This window comes from Prevotella denticola (genome assembly GCF_900454835.1).
Lineage (GTDB): Bacteria > Bacteroidota > Bacteroidia > Bacteroidales > Bacteroidaceae > Prevotella > Prevotella denticola.
The window spans coordinates 1,439,224-1,458,897 of sequence record NZ_UGTM01000001.1 but is presented as its reverse complement, the minus strand read 5'-3'; the positions used below and the strand labels follow the sequence as shown (position 1 = coordinate 1,458,897).

The window sequence follows — 19,674 nt, the reverse complement described above, 5'->3', positions numbered from 1 at the left end:
AATAAAAGTAAAACATGGCTTTTAAGAAAGATAATAAAGTAAAGAGTAATTTCAGCAAGATTACTATCGGACTGGCTTCACCTGAGGAAATCCTCGAAAACTCCTATGGTGAGGTGACCAAGCCAGAGACCATCAACTACCGTACCTATAAACCAGAGCGTGACGGTCTGTTCTGTGAGCGTATCTTCGGTCCTACGAAAGACTATGAATGCGCCTGCGGTAAATACAAGCGCATCCGTTACAAAGGGATTGTCTGCGACCGTTGTGGTGTTGAGGTGACGGAGAAGAAGGTGCGCCGTGAGCGTGCCGGACACATCGAACTGGTTGTCCCGGTGGCCCACATCTGGTATTTCCGTAGTCTTCCAAACAAAATAGGTTATCTTCTGGGTATGCCGACCAAGAAGCTCGATGCTGTTATTTACTACGAGAAATATGTTGTCATCCAGCCGGGTGTCGTGGAAGGCATGAAGAATGCCGATACAGAAGAGGACCTGAATGGTTCTCACAAGTTCGACCTTCTTTCCGAAGACGAATACCTTGACATCATCGACAACAAGCTCCCGGAGGGGAACGACCGTCTGGATGATTCCGATCCCAGCAAGTTCATAGCCAAGATGGGGGCAGAGGCGGTTTATGACCTCCTTACGGGGATTGACCTTGACCGTCTTGCCGGCGAGCTGCGTGACCGTGCGACAACCGACTCGAGCCAGCAGCGCAAGACAGAGGCTCTGAAGCGTCTGCAGGTGGTTGAGGGCTTCCGCCAGTCAGTCGGCGTGAACAGACCGGAGTGGATGATCATGAAGATTATTCCGGTTACACCCCCGGAACTCCGTCCGCTGGTTCCATTGGATGGCGGCCGTTTCGCAACATCCGACCTCAACGACCTCTATCGGCGTGTGATCATCCGCAACAACCGTCTGAAGCGGCTCATGGAGATCAAAGCCCCGGAGGTTATCCTCCGCAACGAGAAGCGTATGCTTCAGGAAGCTGTCGATTCACTGTTCGACAATAGCCGCAAGTCGTCGGCAGTGAAAAGTGAGAGCAACCGTCCTCTGAAGTCTCTCTCCGACTCGCTGAAGGGCAAACAGGGCCGTTTCCGTCAGAACCTCCTCGGTAAGCGTGTTGACTATTCTGCACGTTCGGTAATCGTTGTTGGTCCTGAGTTGAGGATGGGCGAATGCGGTCTGCCGAAGCTGATGGCAGCTGAGCTTTACAAGCCGTTCATCATCCGCAAGCTCATCGAGCGTGGCATCGTGAAAACCGTCAAGAGTGCCAAGAAGATTGTTGATCGTCGCGAGCCGGTTATCTGGGACATCCTTGAAAACGTCATGAAAGGGCATCCGGTCATGCTGAACCGTGCCCCGACACTGCACCGTCTCGGTATACAGGCTTTCCAGCCGAAGCTCATCGAAGGTAAGGCTATCCAGCTGCACCCGCTGGCATGTACGGCGTTCAACGCCGACTTCGACGGTGACCAGATGGCCGTCCATCTCCCGTTGAGCAATGAGGCAGTATTGGAAACGCAGATTCTGATGCTCCAGAGCCACAATATCCTCAATCCGGCCAATGGTGCGCCGATTACCGTCCCTTCACAGGATATGGTACTCGGTCTCTATTATATCACCAAGCTCCGTCCGGGTGCCAAGGGTGAGGGACTCTCCTTCTACGGTTCAGAGGAAGCCATCATTGCTTACAACGAGAAGCGATGCGACCTCCATGCACAGGTAAAGGTCATCGTTGACGACCTTGTCGACGGAAAGATACAGAAGCGTATGGTAGAGACTTCTGTCGGTCGTGTCATCGTCAACCAGATCATCCCGACCGAGATTGGCTTCTTCAATGGCATTATTTCCAAGAAGTCGCTCCGCGGTCTCATTGCCGATGTCATCAAGGCTGTCGGCATGGCACGTGCCTGCGAGTTCCTTGACGGTATCAAGAATCTCGGTTACCATATGGCCTATGTTGCCGGTCTGTCCTTCAACCTCGATGATATCATCGTACCGGATGAGAAGAAAGACATCGTAGGCAAGGGGCAGGACGAGGTTGACCAGGTGAAGGCCAACTATGAAATGGGTTTCATTACGGACAAGGAACGTTACAATCAGGTCATCGATGCCTGGACACACGTCAACAATAACCTCAAGGCAAGTGTGATGAAGCACATGACCGAGGCTGATCAGGGCTTCAACGCTGTTTATATGATGCTCGACTCCGGTGCCCGTGGTTCTGCTGATCAGATTGCCCAGCTTGCCGGTATGCGTGGTTTGATGGCGAAACCTCAGAAAGCGGGTGCAGAAGGTGCCCAGATCATTGAGAACCCGATCATCTCCAACTTCAAGGAGGGTATGTCCGTACTGGAGTACTTCATCGCTTCTCATGGTGCGCGCAAGGGTCTGGCCGATACGGCTATGAAGACAGCCGATGCCGGATACCTGACACGTCGTCTTGTAGACGTTTCCCACGATGTCATCATCACCGAGGAGGACTGTGGCTCTCTCCGTGGACTGGAGTGCCGGGCACTGAAGAATGGCGATGAGACCATCGCAACGCTTTATGAGCGCATCCTGGGCCGCGTGTCGGTACACGATGTCATCAACCCGACGACAGGTGACATCATCGTCGCTGCCGGCGAGGAAATCACCGAAGCCAAAGCACAGGCTATCGAGGAGTCGCCGATCGAGATGGTTGAAATCCGTTCCGTACTTACCTGTGAGAGCAAGAAGGGTGTATGTAAGAAGTGTTACGGCCGTAACCTTGCCACTGCCCGCATGGTGCAGATGGGTGAGGCGGTCGGTGTCATTGCCGCACAGGCCATCGGTGAGCCGGGTACACAGCTTACCCTCCGTACGTTCCACGCCGGTGGTGTAGCTGGTAATGCTGCTGCCAATGCAACGATTACTGCAAAGAACGAGGCGAAGATTGAGTTCGATGAACTTCGTACCGTACCGTTTGTCGACGATGAGGACAAGGAGTGTCAGATGGTTGTCAGCCGTCTGGCGGAGATCCACTTCATCGATCCCAATACAGGCATTGTTCTCCTTACGGACAACGTCCCCTACGGTAGTTCTCTCTACTTCAAGTCCGGTGACACGGTCAAGAAAGGCGACCTTATCTGTAAGTGGGATCCGTTCAATGCCGTTATCGTCAGTGAGTATGCCGGTGTCCTCCGTCTGCACGATGTGGAAGAGGGTGTAACCTATAAGGCTGAAACCGATGATGCAACGGGTCTTACCGAGCGTATCATCACGGATTCACGTGACAAGACGAAAGTCCCGACGGTTGATATCGTCAAGGTCGGTGCCGAGAAGGGCGATGACGGCCTTTATGCGCCATCTGACATCCTCGGTACTTACAACCTCCCGGTAGGCGGCCACTTGGAGCAGGTTCTCCAGGACGGTGCAGAGGTCAAGACAGGTATGACGCTTGTCAAGATTCCGCGTTCCGTTGGCGGTGCCGGTGATATTACAGGTGGTCTTCCACGTGTCACCGAGCTTTTCGAGGCCCGTAACCCGTCTAATCCGGCTGTCGTATCAGAAATCGACGGTGAGATTACCATGGGCAAGGTAAAGCGTGGTAACCGTGAAATCATCGTGACTTCCAAGACCGGTGAGCAGCGCAAGTATCTTGTAAGTCTGTCCAAGCAGATTCTGGTGCAGGAGCATGATGCTGTCCGTGCCGGCACTCCACTGTCTGATGGTATCATTACACCGGCCGACATCCTGTCTATCATGGGACCGACGGCTGTTCAGGAGTATATCGTCAATGAGGTGCAGGATGTGTATCGACTCCAGGGTGTGAAGATCAACGACAAGCACTTCGAGATTATCGTTCGCCAGATGATGCGCAAAGTGCGTATCGACGACCCGGGTGATACGACTTTCCTTGAGCAGGAACTGGTTGACAAGCTCGACTTCGCCGAGGAGAATGACCGCATTTGGGGCAAGAAAGTAGTCACTGATCCGGGCGATTCGGAGAATTGCTATAAGGGTCAGATTCTCTCTGTCCGCAAGCTGCGTGATGAGAATTCAAGCCTCAAGCGTCGTGACCTCAAGCTCGTCCAGGTGCGTGATGCCGTTCAGGCAACGGCCACTCAGATTCTTCAGGGTATCACACGGGCTGCCCTCGGTACGAAGAGCTTCATGAGTGCTGCCTCCTTCCAGGAGACAACCAAGGTGCTCAACGAGGCTGCTCTCCGTGGCAAGACAGACTACCTTGAGGGTATGAAGGAGAACGTTATCTGTGGTCACCTTATCCCTGCCGGTACGGGACTCCGCCAGTGGCAGAAGCTCATCGTCGGCTCACAGGAAGAGCACGAGCGCATGGAGGCCAACAAGAAGAACGTTCTTGATTATGCCAACCAGGAGGCAGCAGAGGTTACAAAGGAGTAAATCCAGGTCTTTCCTCCTGTATATAAACATAAGGTAATAAAAGGGATTCACGGCGATGTCGTGGATCCCTTTTCTGTTGTATAGGCTGTATGGTGTATCCGTCACAGATGCCCTGCCGACAGGTTGTTTTCACACCTGGGGACAGGTAAAAACTTTTGCGTTATTATTTGGGCAGCTGATTTTAAAGTGTTATCTTTGCAATAAATAAACGAATTGTTATCTAAATCCTATTAATCAGAATGGACAATAAAAACAACCAGAATCAGGAGGGGCAGCAGCTGCAGATCGACCTCTCACCGGAAATCGCCAAAGGTGTCTATACCAACTTCCAGATAATCTCCCATTCAAGCTCGGAATTCGTAATCGACTTTGCCACGCTTCTCCCCGGTGTGCCTAAGGCCACCGTGACCAGCCGTGTCATCATCGCTCCTGAGCATGCTCTTCGCCTTCTTTCCGCCCTGCAGGAGAATATAGTCCGCTACAAGCAGGAGTTCGGCGAGATTGGTCCCCGCAAGTCTGACAATGGGCCTCGTACCATTGCGCCTTTCGGGAATGGGAAGGTCGAGGCGTAAGTCCTGGTGGTACTGGCGGGTCTGGAAAAAACTGGCAGCCCTATCAAAAATTAGTGGCTCTATCGAAAGATAGCAGTCCTGGCGAAACTATTAAATGTTAGTCTTGCTAGTGCTGCTATCCTCGTTTATTCCCGCTGGTCCCGCCCGTCTCGCTATCTTCCTGCTATCTTTGCCAGCTCTTTCCTCAGCCGATCGTTCTCAGCCTTGAGGACTGCATTCTCCTGCTGTAGTCTTTTGAGGAGCTCGTTCTGCTGTCTGCGGTAGCCGGTACGGGCGGCATACATCCGCTCTTTGATTCCTCCCTGTTCCACGAACGTCTTTTGCAGAAATTCATGATACCTGCTCATCATGCGGTCCGTGATATGCAGGAGCGTGACGGCAGTGTTGCAGAATTCCTCATCTGTCCAGCGGTAGACAAACGGCTCGTAGTCGGAATACTCGTTGTGGGACCGACAGTGTTCGAACAGCGGTGCATAGCGGGGATGCGTGTTCTTCCACAGCTGTAGCTGGCGCGACTTGATGTAGTCCTCATAGTGTTCGGTCCCGGCCCGTCAAAAAACAGATGTTTATGTGGAAATTGTATGCTTTTCTGTCAGCTTTCTTTGCGGCACTGACCGCCGTCTTTGCCAAGGCCGGTGTCAGGGATGTCGACTCCGATCTTGCCACTGCCATCCGTACCACTATTATCCTTCTGCTTACATGGGGTATCGTTATCTTCGGATGCCATTTCAGTGAGGTGAAGGACGTGAACCGGAATACGTGGGTGTTCCTCATCTTTTCGGGTTTGTCCACCGGGTTGTCATGGCTTTTCTATTTCAAGGCAATTCAGCTGGGAGATGTCTCCCGTGTGGCACCGATCGACAAGCTGAGCGTGGTGATTACTATTATGCTTGCCTTCCTTTTCCTGCACGAACAGCCGTCGTTGAAGGTCGTCATCGGTGCCGTGCTGATAGCGTCGGGCAGTATCTTTATGATTGTATGAGATTTTATGATGGGGTGGAGACGGTCCTGTACGGAAGTCTCCACTCCATCTTTTTTGCGGCATATCCTGGAACTTCCACGTTTGTGGAAGTTGTCAGTCCCCCCTCTCAGGCAGAACTGCCTTCAGTCTACTTCGCTTTCACATACAGGTTCGTATATTGGTAGTATGCCTGTGCCTGGCGAACGAGACTCTGGTCTGTCTGTCTGACAGGCAGCTCGTCGCAGGTGCCGTCCTGCAGTGGGCGCACGGTGTATTGCCTTATCTTGCGGACAGGGGAGAGCACGGTCAGGCGGTTGCCCTCCAGATAGCCCAGGTCCTGGTAGGTCGCCATGAATGCGCGGGGATGATAGGTCGGGGCAAAGATGTCCTGTCCTGTAAAGGCTACGCTGCTGCGCAGGTGGAGCAGGGACAGGACGGTTGGCATGAGGTCAATCTGCGAACAGAGTTTCCCCACCTTGCCCCGCCTTATGATTTCCGGGGCATAGACAAGGCATGGGATGTGGTAGCGGTCGATGGGCAGCGATGTCTTTCCCGCGCTGGAGGCGCAGTGGTCGGCAATGACGATGAACACCGTGTTCCTGAACCAGACTTTCCTCTTCGCCTCGGCGATGAATCTGCCGATGGCGTAGTCGGTGTATTTCACGGCAGCCTCCCGGGTGTTGGGGTCGCCGTCTACCTTTATCCGTCCGGCAGGGTAGGTGTAGGGGCGGTGATTGCTGGTCGTCATGATCTGTGCGAAGAAAGGATGCCCCGACCGATGGTCGGCATCGAACACCTGCAGGCTTTTCCTGAATATATCCTCGTCGCACACACCCCAGATATTGGCGAAGGTCACCTGGTTGTCCGGGATGGATTTCCTGTCGATGACCTCATATCCGTTATGGCTGAAGAAGTCGCCCATGTTGTCAAAGTAGCTGTCGCCGCCGTAGATGAACTGCGCCCTGTAGCCTAAGTGCGACAGCACGCTCCCCACGGAAAGCCCACCTATCCGGTTGGTCTTCCGCTTGATGATGCTCTCCCCTGCACTCGGCGGCAGACAGAGCGACAGGGCCTCCAGTCCCCTCACCGTCCTGTTGCCGGCGGCATAGAGACTGTCGAAAACAAGACTTCCCTGCATGAGCCTGTCCAGCTGCGGCGTGAGGTTCTGCCGGTTCCCGTATCGTGTGAGGAAGTCGGCACTGAGACTTTCCACGGTGATCAGCACGATGTTCGGACGCTGTGCCCCGAGACTGTCGCCGACGGTCTTCCTGCCGTTACTGTCCAGGCCGCTCAGCTGCCGGTACAGTCGCACACATTCCTTCTGGGGCAGCATGGCGTAGAACTTGTCATATTCCAGTTTGTTGCCCTGGAAGGCGATGACGAAGTCGCACGCTCCGTTCTGTTCCAGTTGCGTAACGTACTGGTTGTCGCTCTGCAGCGTATGTGTGCCCCACAGGATGAAGTAGGCGCCTGTCGCAAAGACCGCATAGAGGGAGAGGTGAACGATGAGCAGCTTCGCCCCGTACAGCCGGGTGACGTTCATCCGGTAATGGCGCGACTGAAGGAAGATGATACCTGCCGTGAGAAGCAGTGTGGCACCGACCAGGGGAACGATGGCATACGACTCCATGATGTTCCCAATCACCTCGTGCGTGTAAACGAGGTAGTCTACGGCGATGAAGTTATACCTTACTCCGAATTCTCCCCAGAAGATGTATTCTCCTGCGGTGATGCACAGGAACAGGAAGACGTACACTGCCCAGACGAAATAGAGGGAGACCCTCCGCCATGCCTCCCTCGTCTTCGGGAAGAAAAAACGGATGGAGAAGCTGAACAGCTTCCAGCCCAGGAAGAGGCGGGCTATCTTGGGCGCACCGCCGCCATACTCGTGGAAGATGGTATGGAAGAACAGCACGTAGACGAAGGCCGCAGCCAGCAGCAGTTCTATCACCCATCCCGCGATGCGGTGGTATTTCCCCTCGTTCAGTCCGAGGTAGACAATCTGTAGCGGCAAGGCGAGCAGGATGCCCATGCCGAAATCGGCGAGCAGCCCGATGCACAACAGTCTGACCGTCTCTCCTACAGTGAAAGAGACATCACCGGGTGCCGTGTACATCAGGATGATTCGCAGGAGAAATCCTACGAGCATATACAGTTTCAGGAATCGGGTCTCGATGAGGAAGACAGGGTTTCTGTAGATCAGTTTGTTCTTGTTCATCGTCATTTGTTTTGCTGCAAAATTACATAAAATCCGTGGATAACGTAGCGGACGGAACAGAAAACTTCTTCGTTTTCCCCAAAGAGGAACGGAGGACCTATCGGATGCCGTTCTCTCAGGGGGAAAACAGCAAGTTGATTCTACATCGGCAACGTATTGTATGGTGTTTAGCACTCATCACCATTGGTGTTTGGCACTCATCACCATTGGTGTTTACCAATAACACCACATGAGATGGGCAACACCACATCGGCTGAAGGTGGGAGGAGTGGTTCATTATGGCCATTATGATGTATATAGTAAGACACTAATGGCTAATTTATATGGGAAAATGTTTATTGGGCAGCACTATTTATCTTTTATCCACTAAAGTAAGGTGTTGTGGCTAAGATGTTTACTTCCTCCCTTACAAAGTATAGGACATTTTTTCTTTCTGTTTCTTTGTTTTTCAGAAATTAAAGTCTATTTTTGTGCAGGCATAAAACCATCATGATGAAACTTTCTGTACTGGTGGAGGTTCTCTTTTGCCGTGCTGATGGAAGGGAAAGTCAAGGTAGGAGAGTCCTGCATGTTGAGCAAATGGGTGATAGCTCTGATTATGAGGTACTTGTGATCCGTAGAGTATGAGGTCTGTGGCAAGAGACTTGTAGGCTTAAAGCGTGCCGTAGGGTAGTATCATCAACTAAAAGCTAAGTGTATGATGAATAGGATGAGGAAAGTGTTGGTCTTGTTCATTCTGTTGAGCAGTTTGATACAGAAAAGTACGGCAGGTTGCGTATGGAAAGGCGATTTGTATGTCATTGATGGGATTGTATTGTATTTACTTGATGCTGACAAAGAAGATTTCATGTTTGAAGAAAGAAATGATACTTTATATATCATGCCACAGACATACTTCACGCTTGATGGAGCAGGTCTTTTCTTCCCGGAGGACATCCATGTTGTAAATCTACAGGAAACGATTGTTATCGGTGTCAAGCAGGAAACGACAGACGATACACCTGCTGTATGGTTGGAATTTTCTTCTGAAAGAAGCAGATTGGAGAAGCGTATGAAACAAAAGTATTTCCTCTGGACTTCTCAAGAACAGGAGGAATATTTATACAGGCATCACTGGGGGGCTGTTAAAGGGTTGTCTTTGCAGTTTCAAAAGATGTACTATAACAATATTCTGGAAAGACAGACCGAGTATAAGGAATGTTGTCCGGAGTATATTGAGCAGGCAAAGGACGTTCTTGCCATGAAAGATAAAGATTTTGCATCTTTCAGGCAGCTACATGCCTATCCTCAAATAAAGTATAGGACGGTTGCAATACAATATTGGAAGCAACAGGAGCGCAGGCATATAGTAGTTGTGGAGAAGCCACTGTAAGGTAAACGAAAAGAAAAACGAGTATGAAAGTCTTATTGCTTTTGTTGATGATTTTACCTTTTGGGGGGTGTGTCAACAGCGTGGCTTCGGCAGGGCATATTCTGAAAGGGAATGCAGAAGATGATGCCAAGAACTTCCTGAACATCAATGACAGGACTTCGGCATTGAGGTTTACGGATGGCGAACAGATTATGTTGCCTTGTTTTTCCGGCGAAAACAACACCGAGTTATATGTGGTTTATTTTCTTGGTCGCACGGAGAAAGAACGAAGTTTCTGGGATGTATATAATAAGAAAGGATATTGGAAGGGCAAAGATGCTGAACAGGCGTACAGATACGAAAAAGACATGGAACGCTATATCAATGCGAGAATAACGCGATATGACGTTTTTGCCATTGCCTTGAACAAGGAAATGGTCAAGGACATAAAAGGGGATGAATTCCAGCCAGACAGTAATGCTGTTTATAAGACATATCTGCTGACAAACGGGAAATGGATACAAACCGACAGTTTTAAGGTGCAGGATGCTCCGAAGGATACAGGTGAGTATCTTATGAATATATCAGGCAGAAATAATAAAAAGTTTTTTGAAGTGCTGGGAGACAGTCTGGTGTCTTTGCCGGACTTCTCAGATCGGGTTAATGGCTCTTGTGCTGCAGGCAGGGAGGATTGTGTACTTGATTGTCTGAGAGTGGATTATTACCTTTTGTCCTCCAGTTCCCTTATGCCGGTGGTGCAGTTGGATGCAGCACATAAATTGTTGTTCAAGAAGCGTAAAGAGAAAAGTAAATCGGAAGAATACATAAAAGTCTATGCCTTGTTGTCTGTAAATGATAAGGTTACCGACTCTGTTCTCTGTTATGAATATTATAACAATGCCGAGACCCTGTCGGCTTATGAGCAGATATATTATATTGATACCGTTCAGCGCAGGATATGGACTGTTATGCTGACTTATGATGAGGAAAGTGCAGAGGCAGACGCTGCAAAAATTTACACAATAGATTTGGGCAGGAACTGCTTTGTCCAAGAAGTCGATACAAAGAATACTCCAGCAGGTACGTTAAATAATGAATAAAAAGTTATTTATTGTTAACATGAGAGGTGCGGGGAATTATTCTTTTTCTTATTATTAGGTCATTTAAGGGAATCTTTGTACCTTTGCAACCCGAAACGACAGAGCAGATTATAAGGCTTTTAAAGCGTTCAGCTTGCGTTCGTAATGGATTGAAAATAAACAAAATAAATATATAACAATAAAAAGTAAAAATCATGCCTACTATTTCACAGTTAGTAAGAAAAGGCAGACGGGTCATCGTAGACAAGAGCAAGTCCCCGGCTCTGGACAACTGTCCTCAGCGTCGCGGCGTCTGTGTCCGTGTTTACACCACGACCCCTAAGAAGCCTAATTCGGCAATGCGTAAGGTTGCCCGTGTTCGTCTGACCAATCAGAAGGAAGTCAACTCCTACATCCCGGGAGAAGGTCACAACCTGCAGGAGCACAGTATCGTGCTTGTTCGTGGCGGCCGTGTGAAGGACCTTCCGGGTGTGCGCTATCACATCGTTCGTGGTACACTCGATACCGCAGGTGTTGCCAACCGTACACAGCGTCGCTCCAAATATGGTGCAAAGCGTCCTAAGGCGGCCAAGAAGTAACAGAAGACTTCAATCCATAAAGCCGAGGTGCAACGGCCGGTGATGGCCGATGCGCCGGGGCTCTTCAAGAAGAAGCAACTAAAAACAAACAGTTTTGCTGGAGATTTGTAATCACAAAGGTTGAGTAAATGCCCAGGAGAGGGTGTTGAAGAACGGAAAGACGACAGCCTCCGCAGAATTAAAGTTTAAAAATAAAATGAGAAAAGCAAAACCAAAGAAGCGTGTAATCCTTCCGGATCCAAAGTTCAACGACCAGAAGGTGTCAAAGTTCGTAAATCACTTGATGTATGACGGTAAGAAGAACACCTCATACGAGATTTTCTACGCAGCCCTCGACATCGTGGGCGGCAAGATGAAAGACGAGGAGAAGTCTCCACTTGAGGTCTGGAAGCAGGCGCTCGACAACATCACCCCGCAAGTAGAGGTGAAGAGCCGCCGTATCGGTGGTGCCACTTTCCAGGTGCCGACTGAAATCCGCCCGGACCGCAAGGAGAGCGTCTCGATGAAGAATATGATCGCTTTCGCACGCAAGCGCGGCGGTAAGAGCATGGCTGACAAACTCGCATCAGAGATCATGGATGCCTTCAACAACCAGGGCGGTGCCTACAAGCGCAAGGAAGATATGCACCGCATGGCAGAGGCTAACCGTGCATTTGCTCACTTCAGATTCTAATCAAGTTATTATAATAAGGTAAAAAGAAAATGGCAAATCACGATTTACATTTGACTCGTAATATCGGTATCATGGCACACATTGATGCCGGTAAGACGACTACATCTGAGCGCATTCTTTTCTATACGGGTAAGACGCACAAGATCGGCGAGGTTCATGATGGTGCTGCCACAATGGACTGGATGGCACAGGAGCAGGAGCGTGGTATCACGATTACCTCTGCTGCGACCACATGTAACTGGAACTATCTGGGCAAGTCTTACAAGATTAACTTGATTGATACCCCGGGACACGTTGACTTCACCGCAGAGGTGGAGCGTTCACTCCGTGTCCTTGACGGTGCTGTCGCAACTTACTCTGCTGCTGACGGTGTCCAGCCGCAGTCTGAAACCGTATGGCGTCAGGCTGACAAATACAATGTTCCACGTATCGGTTATGTGAACAAGATGGACCGTTCCGGTGCAGACTTCTTCGAAACGGTACAGCAGATGAAGGACATTCTGGGGGCTAACCCGATTGCCGTCCAGATTCCAATCGGTGCAGAGGAGAACTTCAAGGGTGTTGTAGACCTGATTAAGATGAAGGCTATCCTCTGGCACGATGAGACGATGGGTGCAGAATACGATGTCGAGGAGATTCCTGCCGACCTCGCCGACGAGGCTGCCGAGTGGCGTGACAAGCTGCTCGAAGGTGCTGCCAACTTTGACGATGAGGTGATGGAACTGTACCTTGAAGGCAAAGATGTTCCTGAAGAAAAGATCATTGCAGCTATTCGCAAGGGGTGTATCGCCATGGAGTGCTGCCCGATGCTCCTCGGTTCTTCGTACAAGAACAAGGGCGTTCAGCCGCTTCTCGACTATGTCTGTGCTTTCCTGCCTTCTCCGCTCGATACACCGGCTATCGTCGGTACGAATCCTGATACGGAGGAAGAAGAAGACCGCAAACCAAGCGAGAACGATCCTACGGCTGCGCTGGCGTTCAAGATCGCTACCGACCCGTTCATGGGCCGTCTGGTGTTCTTCCGCGTCTACTCCGGTAAGGTCGTTGCAGGATCTTATGTATACAATCCACGTTCCCGTAAAAAGGAACGCATCAGCCGTCTGTTCCAGATGAACTCCAACAAGGAAATTCCTATGGAGTCAATTGATGCTGGTGACATCGGCGCTGGTGTAGGTTTCAAGGATATTCGTACGGGCGATACACTCTGTGATGAGAATGCGCCGATTGTACTGGAGTCCATGACGTTCCCGGATACGGTGATTTCTATTGCTGTCGAGCCGAAGAGCCAGGCAGATGTTGCCAAGTTGGACAATGGTCTTGCCAAACTCGCCGAGGAGGATCCTACATTTACTGTCCGCACTGATGAGCAGAGTGGCCAGACGATTATCTCCGGAATGGGCGAGCTTCACCTGGATATCATCATCGACCGTCTGAAGCGTGAGTTCAAGGTAGAGTGTAACCAGGGTAAGCCGCAGGTTAACTACAAGGAGGCTATTACAAAGGCCGCCCAGAGTCGTGAGACTTATAAGAAGCAGTCTGGTGGTCGTGGTAAGTTCGCTTGTATTGATGTAACCATCGAACCGAAAGACGAGGATTACACAGAGGGTGACCTGCAATTCATCAATGTTGTCAAGGGCGGTAATGTGCCTAAGGAATTCATTCCTTCTGTAGAGAAGGGATTCAAGGACTGTCTGAGCAATGGTGTCCTCGGCGGCTTCCCATTGACAGGTATGAAAGTAACCCTGACGGACGGCTCTTTCCACCCGGTAGACTCTGATCAGCTGTCATTCGAGCTTGTCGCTCACCAGGCTTTCAAGGTGCTTTGCCCGAAGGCGGGTCCTGTTCTCATGGAGCCTATCATGAAGGTAGAGGTCGTTACCCCTGAAGAAAACATGGGTGATGTCATCGGTGATTTGAACAAGCGTCGTGGTCTTGTACAGGGTATGGATGAGGCCCGCAGCGGTGCCCGCATCGTGAAGGCGATGGTCCCGCTGTCAGAGATGTTCGGGTATGTGACTGCTCTCCGCACCATCACTTCCGGTCGTGCCACTTCTTCTATGGAGTATGATCACCACTCACCTGTTTCAAGCAACCTCGCCAAAGAGATTCTTGATGAGCTGAAAGGCAATTCGGACCTTGTGAAGTAAATCAATTTAAGGCGTTGCTCTTCCATAGCGAATGACTCTTATGGAAGGGCAGCCTTTATCTAAATTCAATATCAATTAAATCAAAGACATGAGTCAGAAGATTCGTATTAAGCTGAAGTCTTACGACCACCAGTTGGTTGACAAGTCAGCAGAGAAGATTGTGAAGGCCGTGAAGGCTACGGGTGCTATCGTCAGTGGTCCTATTCCATTGCCGACACACAAACGTATTTACACTGTAAACCGTTCTACATTCGTCAACAAGAAGTCGCGCGAGCAGTTTCAGCTCTCTGATTTCAAGCGTCTCATCGACATCTACAGCTCAACGGCAAAGACTGTTGATGCACTGATGAAACTGGAACTGCCGTCAGGTGTAGAGGTTGAAATCAAGGTGTAGTCGCTGTTGACGAGTAAGAAACGATTTAAAACAAACAAAGCATTTACATTCATTTTTAAATAATTAATTGAAATGCCAGGATTATTAGGAAAGAAAATCGGAATGACATCCGTTTTCAGTGCCGACGGTAAGAACGTACCGTGCACTGTTATCGAAGCTGGTCCTTGTGTTGTAACCCAGATCAAGACTGTTGAGAAGGATGGTTACAAGGCTGTTCAGTTAGGTTTCGGTGAGGCGAAGGAGAAGAGAACTTCCAAGCCGCAGCTGGGACACTTCAAGAAAGCCGGCACAACACCGAAGAAGCACTTGGCCGAGTTCAAGTTTGATGAGGAGTATAACCTCGGTGACACGATTACCGTTGAACTGTTCAACGACACGAAGTTCGTTGACGTTGTAGGTACGTCCAAAGGTAAAGGCTTCCAGGGCGTTGTAAAGCGTCACGGATTCGGTGGTGTAGGTCAGTCTACTCACGGTCAGGACGACCGTGCACGCAAGCCGGGATCTATCGGTGCTTGTTCTTACCCAGCAAAGGTCTTCAAGGGCATGCGTATGGGTGGCCAGATGGGAGGTGACAGAGTGACAACTCAGAACCTTCAGGTGTTAAAGGTTATTCCGGAACACAATCTTCTTCTCGTGAAGGGCAGTGTAGCTGGATGCAATGGTTCAACCGTAATAATTAGCAAGTAATGGATATTAACGTATTAGATATCAAAGGTCAGGAGACCGGCCGCAAGGTAACTCTTAACGAGAATATCTTCGGTATTGAGCCTAACGACCACGTCCTCTATCTCGCAGTCAAGCAGTATCTCGCAGACCAGCGTCAGGGTACAGCCAAGTCGAAGGAAAGAAGTGAACATGCCGGTTCTACCCGCAAGCTGGGTCGTCAGAAGGGCGGCGGCGGTGCCCGTCGTGGTGACATCAACTCACCGGTTCTCGTTGGCGGTGGTCGTGTCTTCGGTCCGAAGCCACGTGACTATAGTTTCAAACTGAACAAGAAAGTGAAAGTTCTTGCACGTAAGTCTGCATTGACTTACAAGGCGCAGGAGAATGCAATCGTTGTCGTAGAGGATTTCAATCTTGATGCTCCGAAGACAAAAGATTTCGTAAACATTGCAAAAAATCTGAAAGTAGATGGCAAGAAGTTGCTTCTCGTTTTGCCGGAAGTAGAGAAAAACGTATATTTGTCGGCTCGTAATCTGCAGAAGACAGAGGTAATGACGGCGGCACAGGTCAATTCTTACAAGGTTTTGAATGCTGATGTGCTTGTTGTTACTGAGAACTCTCTGAAAGTCATCGATGGAATCTTAATCAAGTAATAATATAGGAGACAAGAAGAATTATGGGATTTATCATTAAACCGTTGGTCACTGAGAAGATGTCCAATTTGACAAACAAGTCTTCTGTGGATAAGGTTGTAAAGCACAAGGGGGAAAAGAAAACCATTCCGGCCCAGCCGAAGTATGGCTTTATTGTCAAGCCTGATGCCAACAAACTTGAGATTAAGAAAGAAGTTGAGGCTCTGTACAACGTTACAGTAGTAAGTGTGAATACGGCTCGTTATGCAGGTAAGCGTCAGGCACGCTACACCAAGGCCGGTCTCGTAAAGGGACAGAAGAACGCATTCAAGAAGGCTATCGTCACTTTGAAGAATGGCGATTCAATTGATTTTTACAGCAATATTTAAATAAAAGATGGCAGTACGTAAATTCAACCCGGTCACACCGGGACAAAGACACAAGGTTATTGGCACGTTCGAGGAGATTACTGCATCCGTGCCAGAGAAGTCTCTCGTTTACGGTAAACGTTCTACCGGTGGTCGAAACAACACCGGTAAGATGACTGTCCGCTATATGGGCGGAGGTCACAAGAGGAAGTATCGTCTTATCGACTTCAAGCGGGAGAAAGATGGTGTTCCAGCTGTAGTGAAGACAATCGAGTATGATCCTAACAGATCTGCCCGCATTGCGCTGTTATACTATGCTGATGGTGAAAAACGTTACATTATTGCTCCTAACGGACTGCAGGTGGGTGCAACACTGATGTCAGGTGCTGAGGCAGCACCTGAGGTCGGGAATGCCCTTCCACTGGCTAACATTCCCGTCGGTACCGTAATTCACAATATTGAGTTACGTCCGGGGCAGGGTGCATTGCTCGTTCGTTCGGCTGGTAACTTTGCTCAGCTTACTTCTCGTGAAGGCAGTTATTGTGTTATCAAGCTCCCTTCTGGCGAAACACGCCAGATCTTGTCGGCTTGTAAGGCGACTGTTGGTAGTGTAGGTAACTCTGACCATGCACTTGAGCAGTCTGGTAAGGCTGGTCGATCTCGTTGGTTGGGGCGGCGTCCTCACAACCGTGGTGTTGTTATGAACCCTGTTGATCACCCGATGGGTGGTGGTGAAGGTCGCCAGTCCGGTGGTCACCCACGTTCACGCAAGGGCTTGTACGCTAAGGGTCTCAAGACTCGTGCACCTAAGAAGCTTTCAAACAAGTACATCATTGAGAGAGCTAACAAGAAGTAATCAAAGTAATTAAGAGTAAATTATGAGTCGTTCATTAAAAAAAGGTCCATACATCAACGTATCACTCGAGAAGAAGATTCTCGCCATGAACGAGAGTGGTAAGCAGAATGTCGTTAAGACATGGGCCAGGGCATCAATGATTTCCCCTGATTTTGTGGGTCACACTGTTGCAGTTCATAACGGAAACAAATTTATCCCTGTTTACATTACTGAGAACATGGTAGGTCACAAGCTCGGAGAGTTCAGTCCTACGCGCCGGTTCGGTGGCCATTCCGGTAACAACAAGAAGTAAGCAGGTCCATAATCCATTTAGAAAACAGAAAATATAATGGGAGCAAGAAAACATATAAAGGCTGAAGCTCGTAAGGAAGCACTGAAAAGCCAGTATTTTGCAAAGCTCAAGGACTGTCCTTCTTCTCCACGCAAAATGCGCTATGTTGTTGACATGGTTCGTGGAATGGAGGTCAATCGTGCCCTTGGTGTGCTGAGATTCTCCAAGAAGGCAGCCGCCCAGAACGTTGAGAAACTTCTGCGCTCGGCTATCAACAACTGGGAGACGAAGAATGACCGCAAGGCTGAAGACGGTGAACTTTATATCTCTAAGGTCTTCGTTGATGAAGGTGTTACTATGAAGCGCATGCGTCCTGCACCGCAGGGCCGTGGCTACAGAATCCGCAAACGTTCTAACCACGTCACGCTTTTCGTCGACTCGAAGGCTGACGCTAATAATGATGATAAATAAATAGTAGAATGGGACAGAAAGTTAATCCAATTAGCAACCGTCTTGGTATCATCCGCGGTTGGGAGTCAAATTGGTTCGGTGGCAAGAACTTCGGGGATAATCTCGTAGAGGACCGTAAGATCCGTACTTACCTGAACAAGCGTTTGGAGAAAGCAAGCGTTTCCCGTATTGTCATAGAGCGCACATTGAAGCTCGTCACCATTACTATTTGCACCGCTCGTCCGGGCATCGTTATCGGCAAAGGTGGTCAGGATGTTGACAAGCTCAAAGAAGAGTTGAAGAACCTCTTCAAGAAAGAGATTCAGATTAATATCTTCGAGGTTAAGAAACCTGAACTTGATGCAAACATCGTGGGTAACAATATCGCTCGTCAGGTAGAGGGCAAGATTGCTTACCGTCGCGCCATCAAGATGGCTGTTGCCAATACCATGCGTGCTGGTGCAGAGGGTATTAAAGTTCAGATTACAGGTCGTCTGAACGGTGCTGAAATGGCCCGTAAGGAAATGTTCAAGGAGGGGCGTACCCCACTGCATACTTTCCGTGCAGACATCGATTATTGTCAGACAGAGGCTCTTACCAAGGTCGGTCTGTTGGGTATCAAGGTCTGGATTTGCCGTGGTGAAGTCTACAACAAAGTTGACCTCACTCCCAACTTCACCCAGGAGAAGAGCAACGGCCGTTCCAATAATGGTGGACGTTCCGGAAGGGGTAATCGCAGAAGAAACAATAACCGTTAAAAGAAGAAGCTATCATGTTACAGCCAAAAAGAGTAAAATATAGAAGGCCTCAGGACGGGCGCGGCAACAAAGGCAACGCTCACAGAGGTACACAGTTGGCTTTCGGCTCATTCGGCATCAAGACGCTTGAGGCTAAGTGGATTGACAGCCGCCAGATTGAGGCCGCCCGTGTAGCAGTGAACCGCTACATGAACCGTCAGGGGCAGGTCTGGATTCGTATTTTCCCAGACAAGCCGATCACCCGCAAGCCTGCCGACGTGCGTATGGGTAAAGGTAAGGGTGACCCTGCCGGATGGGTAGCACCGGTTACTCCGGGTCGTGTCCTCTTTGAAGTAGAAGGGGTAAGTTTTGACATTGCAAAGGAGGCCCTTCGTCTCGCTGCCCAGAAGCTGCCTGTTAAGACAAAGTTTATTGTTAGACGTGATTTCGATAAAAACGCTTAAGAAAGATGAAGATTAAAGAAGTAAAAGAGCTCGAGACCAAGGATTTGGTTGAGAAGATTGAGAATGCTGAGGCAGCTCTCACCAAGATGAAGCTGAACCATCAGATTACTCCGCTTGAGAATCCATCTCAGATTAAGACCGCTCGTCGTGACATCGCACGTATGAAAACTGAACTTTCTCAGAGAGAACTTAACAAATAACAATGGTCCAGATGGAAACAAGAAATTTAAGAAAAGTAAGACAGGGTGTCGTTATCAGCAACAAAATGGATAAAACCATCGTTATTGCGTCTAAGTTCAAGGAGAAGCACCCTATTTATGGTAAGTTTGTCCAGAAGACAAAGAAGTACCATGCCCATGACGAGAAGAATGAGGCAAATGTAGGTGATACGGTGCTGATTATGGAGACTCGTCCTCTTTCCAAGACAAAGAGATGGAGATTAGTTCAAATTGTTGAAAAAGCTAAGTAATTATGATACAGACAGAATCAAAACTTACAGTATGTGATAACAGCGGTGCCCGGGAAGCTAAGTGCATCCGTGTGCTGGGTGGTACAGGCCGCCGTTATGCAAGTGTTGGTGACGTTATCGTAGTTGCTGTACAGAACGTCATCCCATCAAGTGAATTGAAAAAGGGTGCAGTATCAAAGGCATTGATTGTTCGCACAAAGAAGGAAATCCGCCGCGCAGACGGTTCTTACATCCGTTTCGACGACAATGCATGTGTATTGCTGAACAATGCAGGCGAGATCCGTGGCAGCCGTATTTTCGGTCCTGTTGCCCGTGAGCTGCGTGCAGTGAACATGAAAGTCGTTTCTTTGGCACCTGAGGTTCTCTAATGATTAAATTGAAA

General features: G+C 49.4%; 23 protein-coding genes. 21 read left to right on the top strand and 2 right to left on the bottom strand.

What is annotated here, in order from left to right; genetic code table 11:
• Positions 1 to 14: 14 nt before the first annotated feature.
• Positions 15 to 4,388, top strand: coding sequence for a DNA-directed RNA polymerase subunit beta' (gene rpoC / locus DYH27_RS06240; protein ID WP_004351854.1), 4,374 nt, complete (start codon positions 15 to 17; stop codon positions 4,386 to 4,388).
• Positions 4,389 to 4,627: 239 nt separating this feature from the next.
• Positions 4,628 to 4,960, top strand: a complete 333-nt coding sequence (locus tag DYH27_RS06235; RefSeq protein ID WP_004351845.1) for a DUF3467 domain-containing protein — start codon at positions 4,628 to 4,630, stop codon at positions 4,958 to 4,960.
• Between the two features lie 152 nt (positions 4,961 to 5,112).
• Here the strand turns inward: DYH27_RS06235 and DYH27_RS13565 are convergent, their stop codons facing one another.
• Entirely contained in the window at positions 5,113 to 5,310 is a 198-nt protein-coding gene (locus DYH27_RS13565) for a four helix bundle suffix domain-containing protein (RefSeq protein WP_244595152.1), read from the bottom strand.
• Here DYH27_RS13565 and DYH27_RS13560 point away from each other — a divergent pair.
• Entirely contained in the window at positions 5,293 to 5,466 is a 174-nt protein-coding gene (locus tag DYH27_RS13560; RefSeq protein ID WP_244595151.1) for a hypothetical protein, read from the top strand. The genes DYH27_RS13565 and DYH27_RS13560 overlap by 18 nt on opposite strands.
• 62 nt (positions 5,467 to 5,528) lie before the next feature.
• Positions 5,529 to 5,942: an EamA family transporter gene (locus DYH27_RS06225; RefSeq protein ID WP_025067934.1), complete on the top strand. Its 414-nt coding sequence runs from the start codon at positions 5,529 to 5,531 to the stop codon at positions 5,940 to 5,942.
• A 127-nt stretch (positions 5,943 to 6,069) separates the two neighbouring features.
• Here DYH27_RS06225 and DYH27_RS06220 read toward each other — a convergent pair whose 3' ends face one another.
• Positions 6,070 to 8,145: an LTA synthase family protein gene (locus DYH27_RS06220; RefSeq protein ID WP_025067933.1), complete on the bottom strand. Its 2,076-nt coding sequence runs from the start codon at positions 8,143 to 8,145 to the stop codon at positions 6,070 to 6,072.
• A gap of 691 nt (positions 8,146 to 8,836) precedes the next feature.
• Between DYH27_RS06220 and DYH27_RS06215 the strand changes: the two genes are divergently transcribed.
• The 17 genes from DYH27_RS06215 (at position 8,837) to rplN (ending at position 19,660) form a co-directional block, all read left to right on the top strand.
• A complete protein-coding gene (locus tag DYH27_RS06215) occupies positions 8,837 to 9,511 on the top strand; it encodes a hypothetical protein (RefSeq protein WP_025067932.1) in 675 nt (224 codons plus the stop codon).
• 23 nt (positions 9,512 to 9,534) lie between these two features.
• Entirely contained in the window at positions 9,535 to 10,590 is a 1,056-nt protein-coding gene (locus DYH27_RS06210) for a hypothetical protein (protein ID WP_025067931.1), read from the top strand.
• 194 nt (positions 10,591 to 10,784) lie between these two features.
• Positions 10,785 to 11,168, top strand: coding sequence for a 30S ribosomal protein S12 (gene rpsL, locus DYH27_RS06205; RefSeq protein WP_004352803.1), 384 nt, complete (start codon positions 10,785 to 10,787; stop codon positions 11,166 to 11,168).
• Positions 11,169 to 11,364: 196 nt separating this feature from the next.
• The gene (rpsG, locus tag DYH27_RS06200) at positions 11,365 to 11,841 is read left to right on the top strand and encodes a 30S ribosomal protein S7 (RefSeq protein WP_008821977.1); all 477 of its coding nucleotides are present in this window, start codon (positions 11,365 to 11,367) and stop codon (positions 11,839 to 11,841) included.
• 29 nt (positions 11,842 to 11,870) lie between these two features.
• Positions 11,871 to 13,988 carry an elongation factor G gene (gene fusA / locus DYH27_RS06195; RefSeq protein ID WP_025067930.1) on the top strand — a complete coding sequence of 706 codons (2,118 nt, stop codon included), beginning with the start codon at positions 11,871 to 11,873 and terminating at the stop codon, positions 13,986 to 13,988.
• A gap of 88 nt (positions 13,989 to 14,076) precedes the next feature.
• A complete protein-coding gene (gene rpsJ, locus DYH27_RS06190) occupies positions 14,077 to 14,382 on the top strand; it encodes a 30S ribosomal protein S10 (RefSeq protein WP_004352787.1) in 306 nt (101 codons plus the stop codon).
• A 72-nt stretch (positions 14,383 to 14,454) separates the two neighbouring features.
• Positions 14,455 to 15,069 carry a 50S ribosomal protein L3 gene (gene rplC / locus DYH27_RS06185; RefSeq protein ID WP_004352782.1) on the top strand — a complete coding sequence of 205 codons (615 nt, stop codon included), beginning with the start codon at positions 14,455 to 14,457 and terminating at the stop codon, positions 15,067 to 15,069.
• Entirely contained in the window at positions 15,069 to 15,698 is a 630-nt protein-coding gene (rplD, locus tag DYH27_RS06180; RefSeq protein ID WP_004352800.1) for a 50S ribosomal protein L4, read from the top strand. The genes rplC and rplD overlap by 1 nt, the downstream gene beginning before the upstream one ends.
• 23 nt (positions 15,699 to 15,721) lie before the next feature.
• Complete coding sequence (gene rplW / locus DYH27_RS06175; RefSeq protein WP_013671035.1) at positions 15,722 to 16,066, top strand: 50S ribosomal protein L23; 345 nt, start codon at positions 15,722 to 15,724, stop codon at positions 16,064 to 16,066.
• A gap of 7 nt (positions 16,067 to 16,073) precedes the next feature.
• A complete protein-coding gene (gene rplB / locus DYH27_RS06170) occupies positions 16,074 to 16,901 on the top strand; it encodes a 50S ribosomal protein L2 (protein ID WP_004352819.1) in 828 nt (275 codons plus the stop codon).
• A 22-nt stretch (positions 16,902 to 16,923) separates the two neighbouring features.
• Complete coding sequence (gene rpsS, locus DYH27_RS06165) at positions 16,924 to 17,193, top strand: 30S ribosomal protein S19 (protein ID WP_004352759.1); 270 nt, start codon at positions 16,924 to 16,926, stop codon at positions 17,191 to 17,193.
• Between the two features lie 36 nt (positions 17,194 to 17,229).
• Positions 17,230 to 17,643, top strand: a complete 414-nt coding sequence (gene rplV, locus DYH27_RS06160; RefSeq protein WP_004352772.1) for a 50S ribosomal protein L22 — start codon at positions 17,230 to 17,232, stop codon at positions 17,641 to 17,643.
• An 8-nt stretch (positions 17,644 to 17,651) separates the two neighbouring features.
• Complete coding sequence (gene rpsC / locus DYH27_RS06155) at positions 17,652 to 18,380, top strand: 30S ribosomal protein S3 (protein ID WP_004352815.1); 729 nt, start codon at positions 17,652 to 17,654, stop codon at positions 18,378 to 18,380.
• 14 nt (positions 18,381 to 18,394) lie between these two features.
• Positions 18,395 to 18,823: a 50S ribosomal protein L16 gene (gene rplP / locus DYH27_RS06150; protein WP_004335808.1), complete on the top strand. Its 429-nt coding sequence runs from the start codon at positions 18,395 to 18,397 to the stop codon at positions 18,821 to 18,823.
• 5 nt (positions 18,824 to 18,828) lie between these two features.
• Positions 18,829 to 19,023, top strand: coding sequence for a 50S ribosomal protein L29 (gene rpmC, locus DYH27_RS06145; RefSeq protein ID WP_004352830.1), 195 nt, complete (start codon positions 18,829 to 18,831; stop codon positions 19,021 to 19,023).
• 2 nt (positions 19,024 to 19,025) lie between these two features.
• Positions 19,026 to 19,292 carry a 30S ribosomal protein S17 gene (gene rpsQ, locus DYH27_RS06140; protein ID WP_004352789.1) on the top strand — a complete coding sequence of 89 codons (267 nt, stop codon included), beginning with the start codon at positions 19,026 to 19,028 and terminating at the stop codon, positions 19,290 to 19,292.
• A 2-nt stretch (positions 19,293 to 19,294) separates the two neighbouring features.
• Complete coding sequence (gene rplN / locus DYH27_RS06135; RefSeq protein ID WP_004352833.1) at positions 19,295 to 19,660, top strand: 50S ribosomal protein L14; 366 nt, start codon at positions 19,295 to 19,297, stop codon at positions 19,658 to 19,660.
• The last annotated feature ends 14 nt before the right edge of the window (positions 19,661 to 19,674 follow it).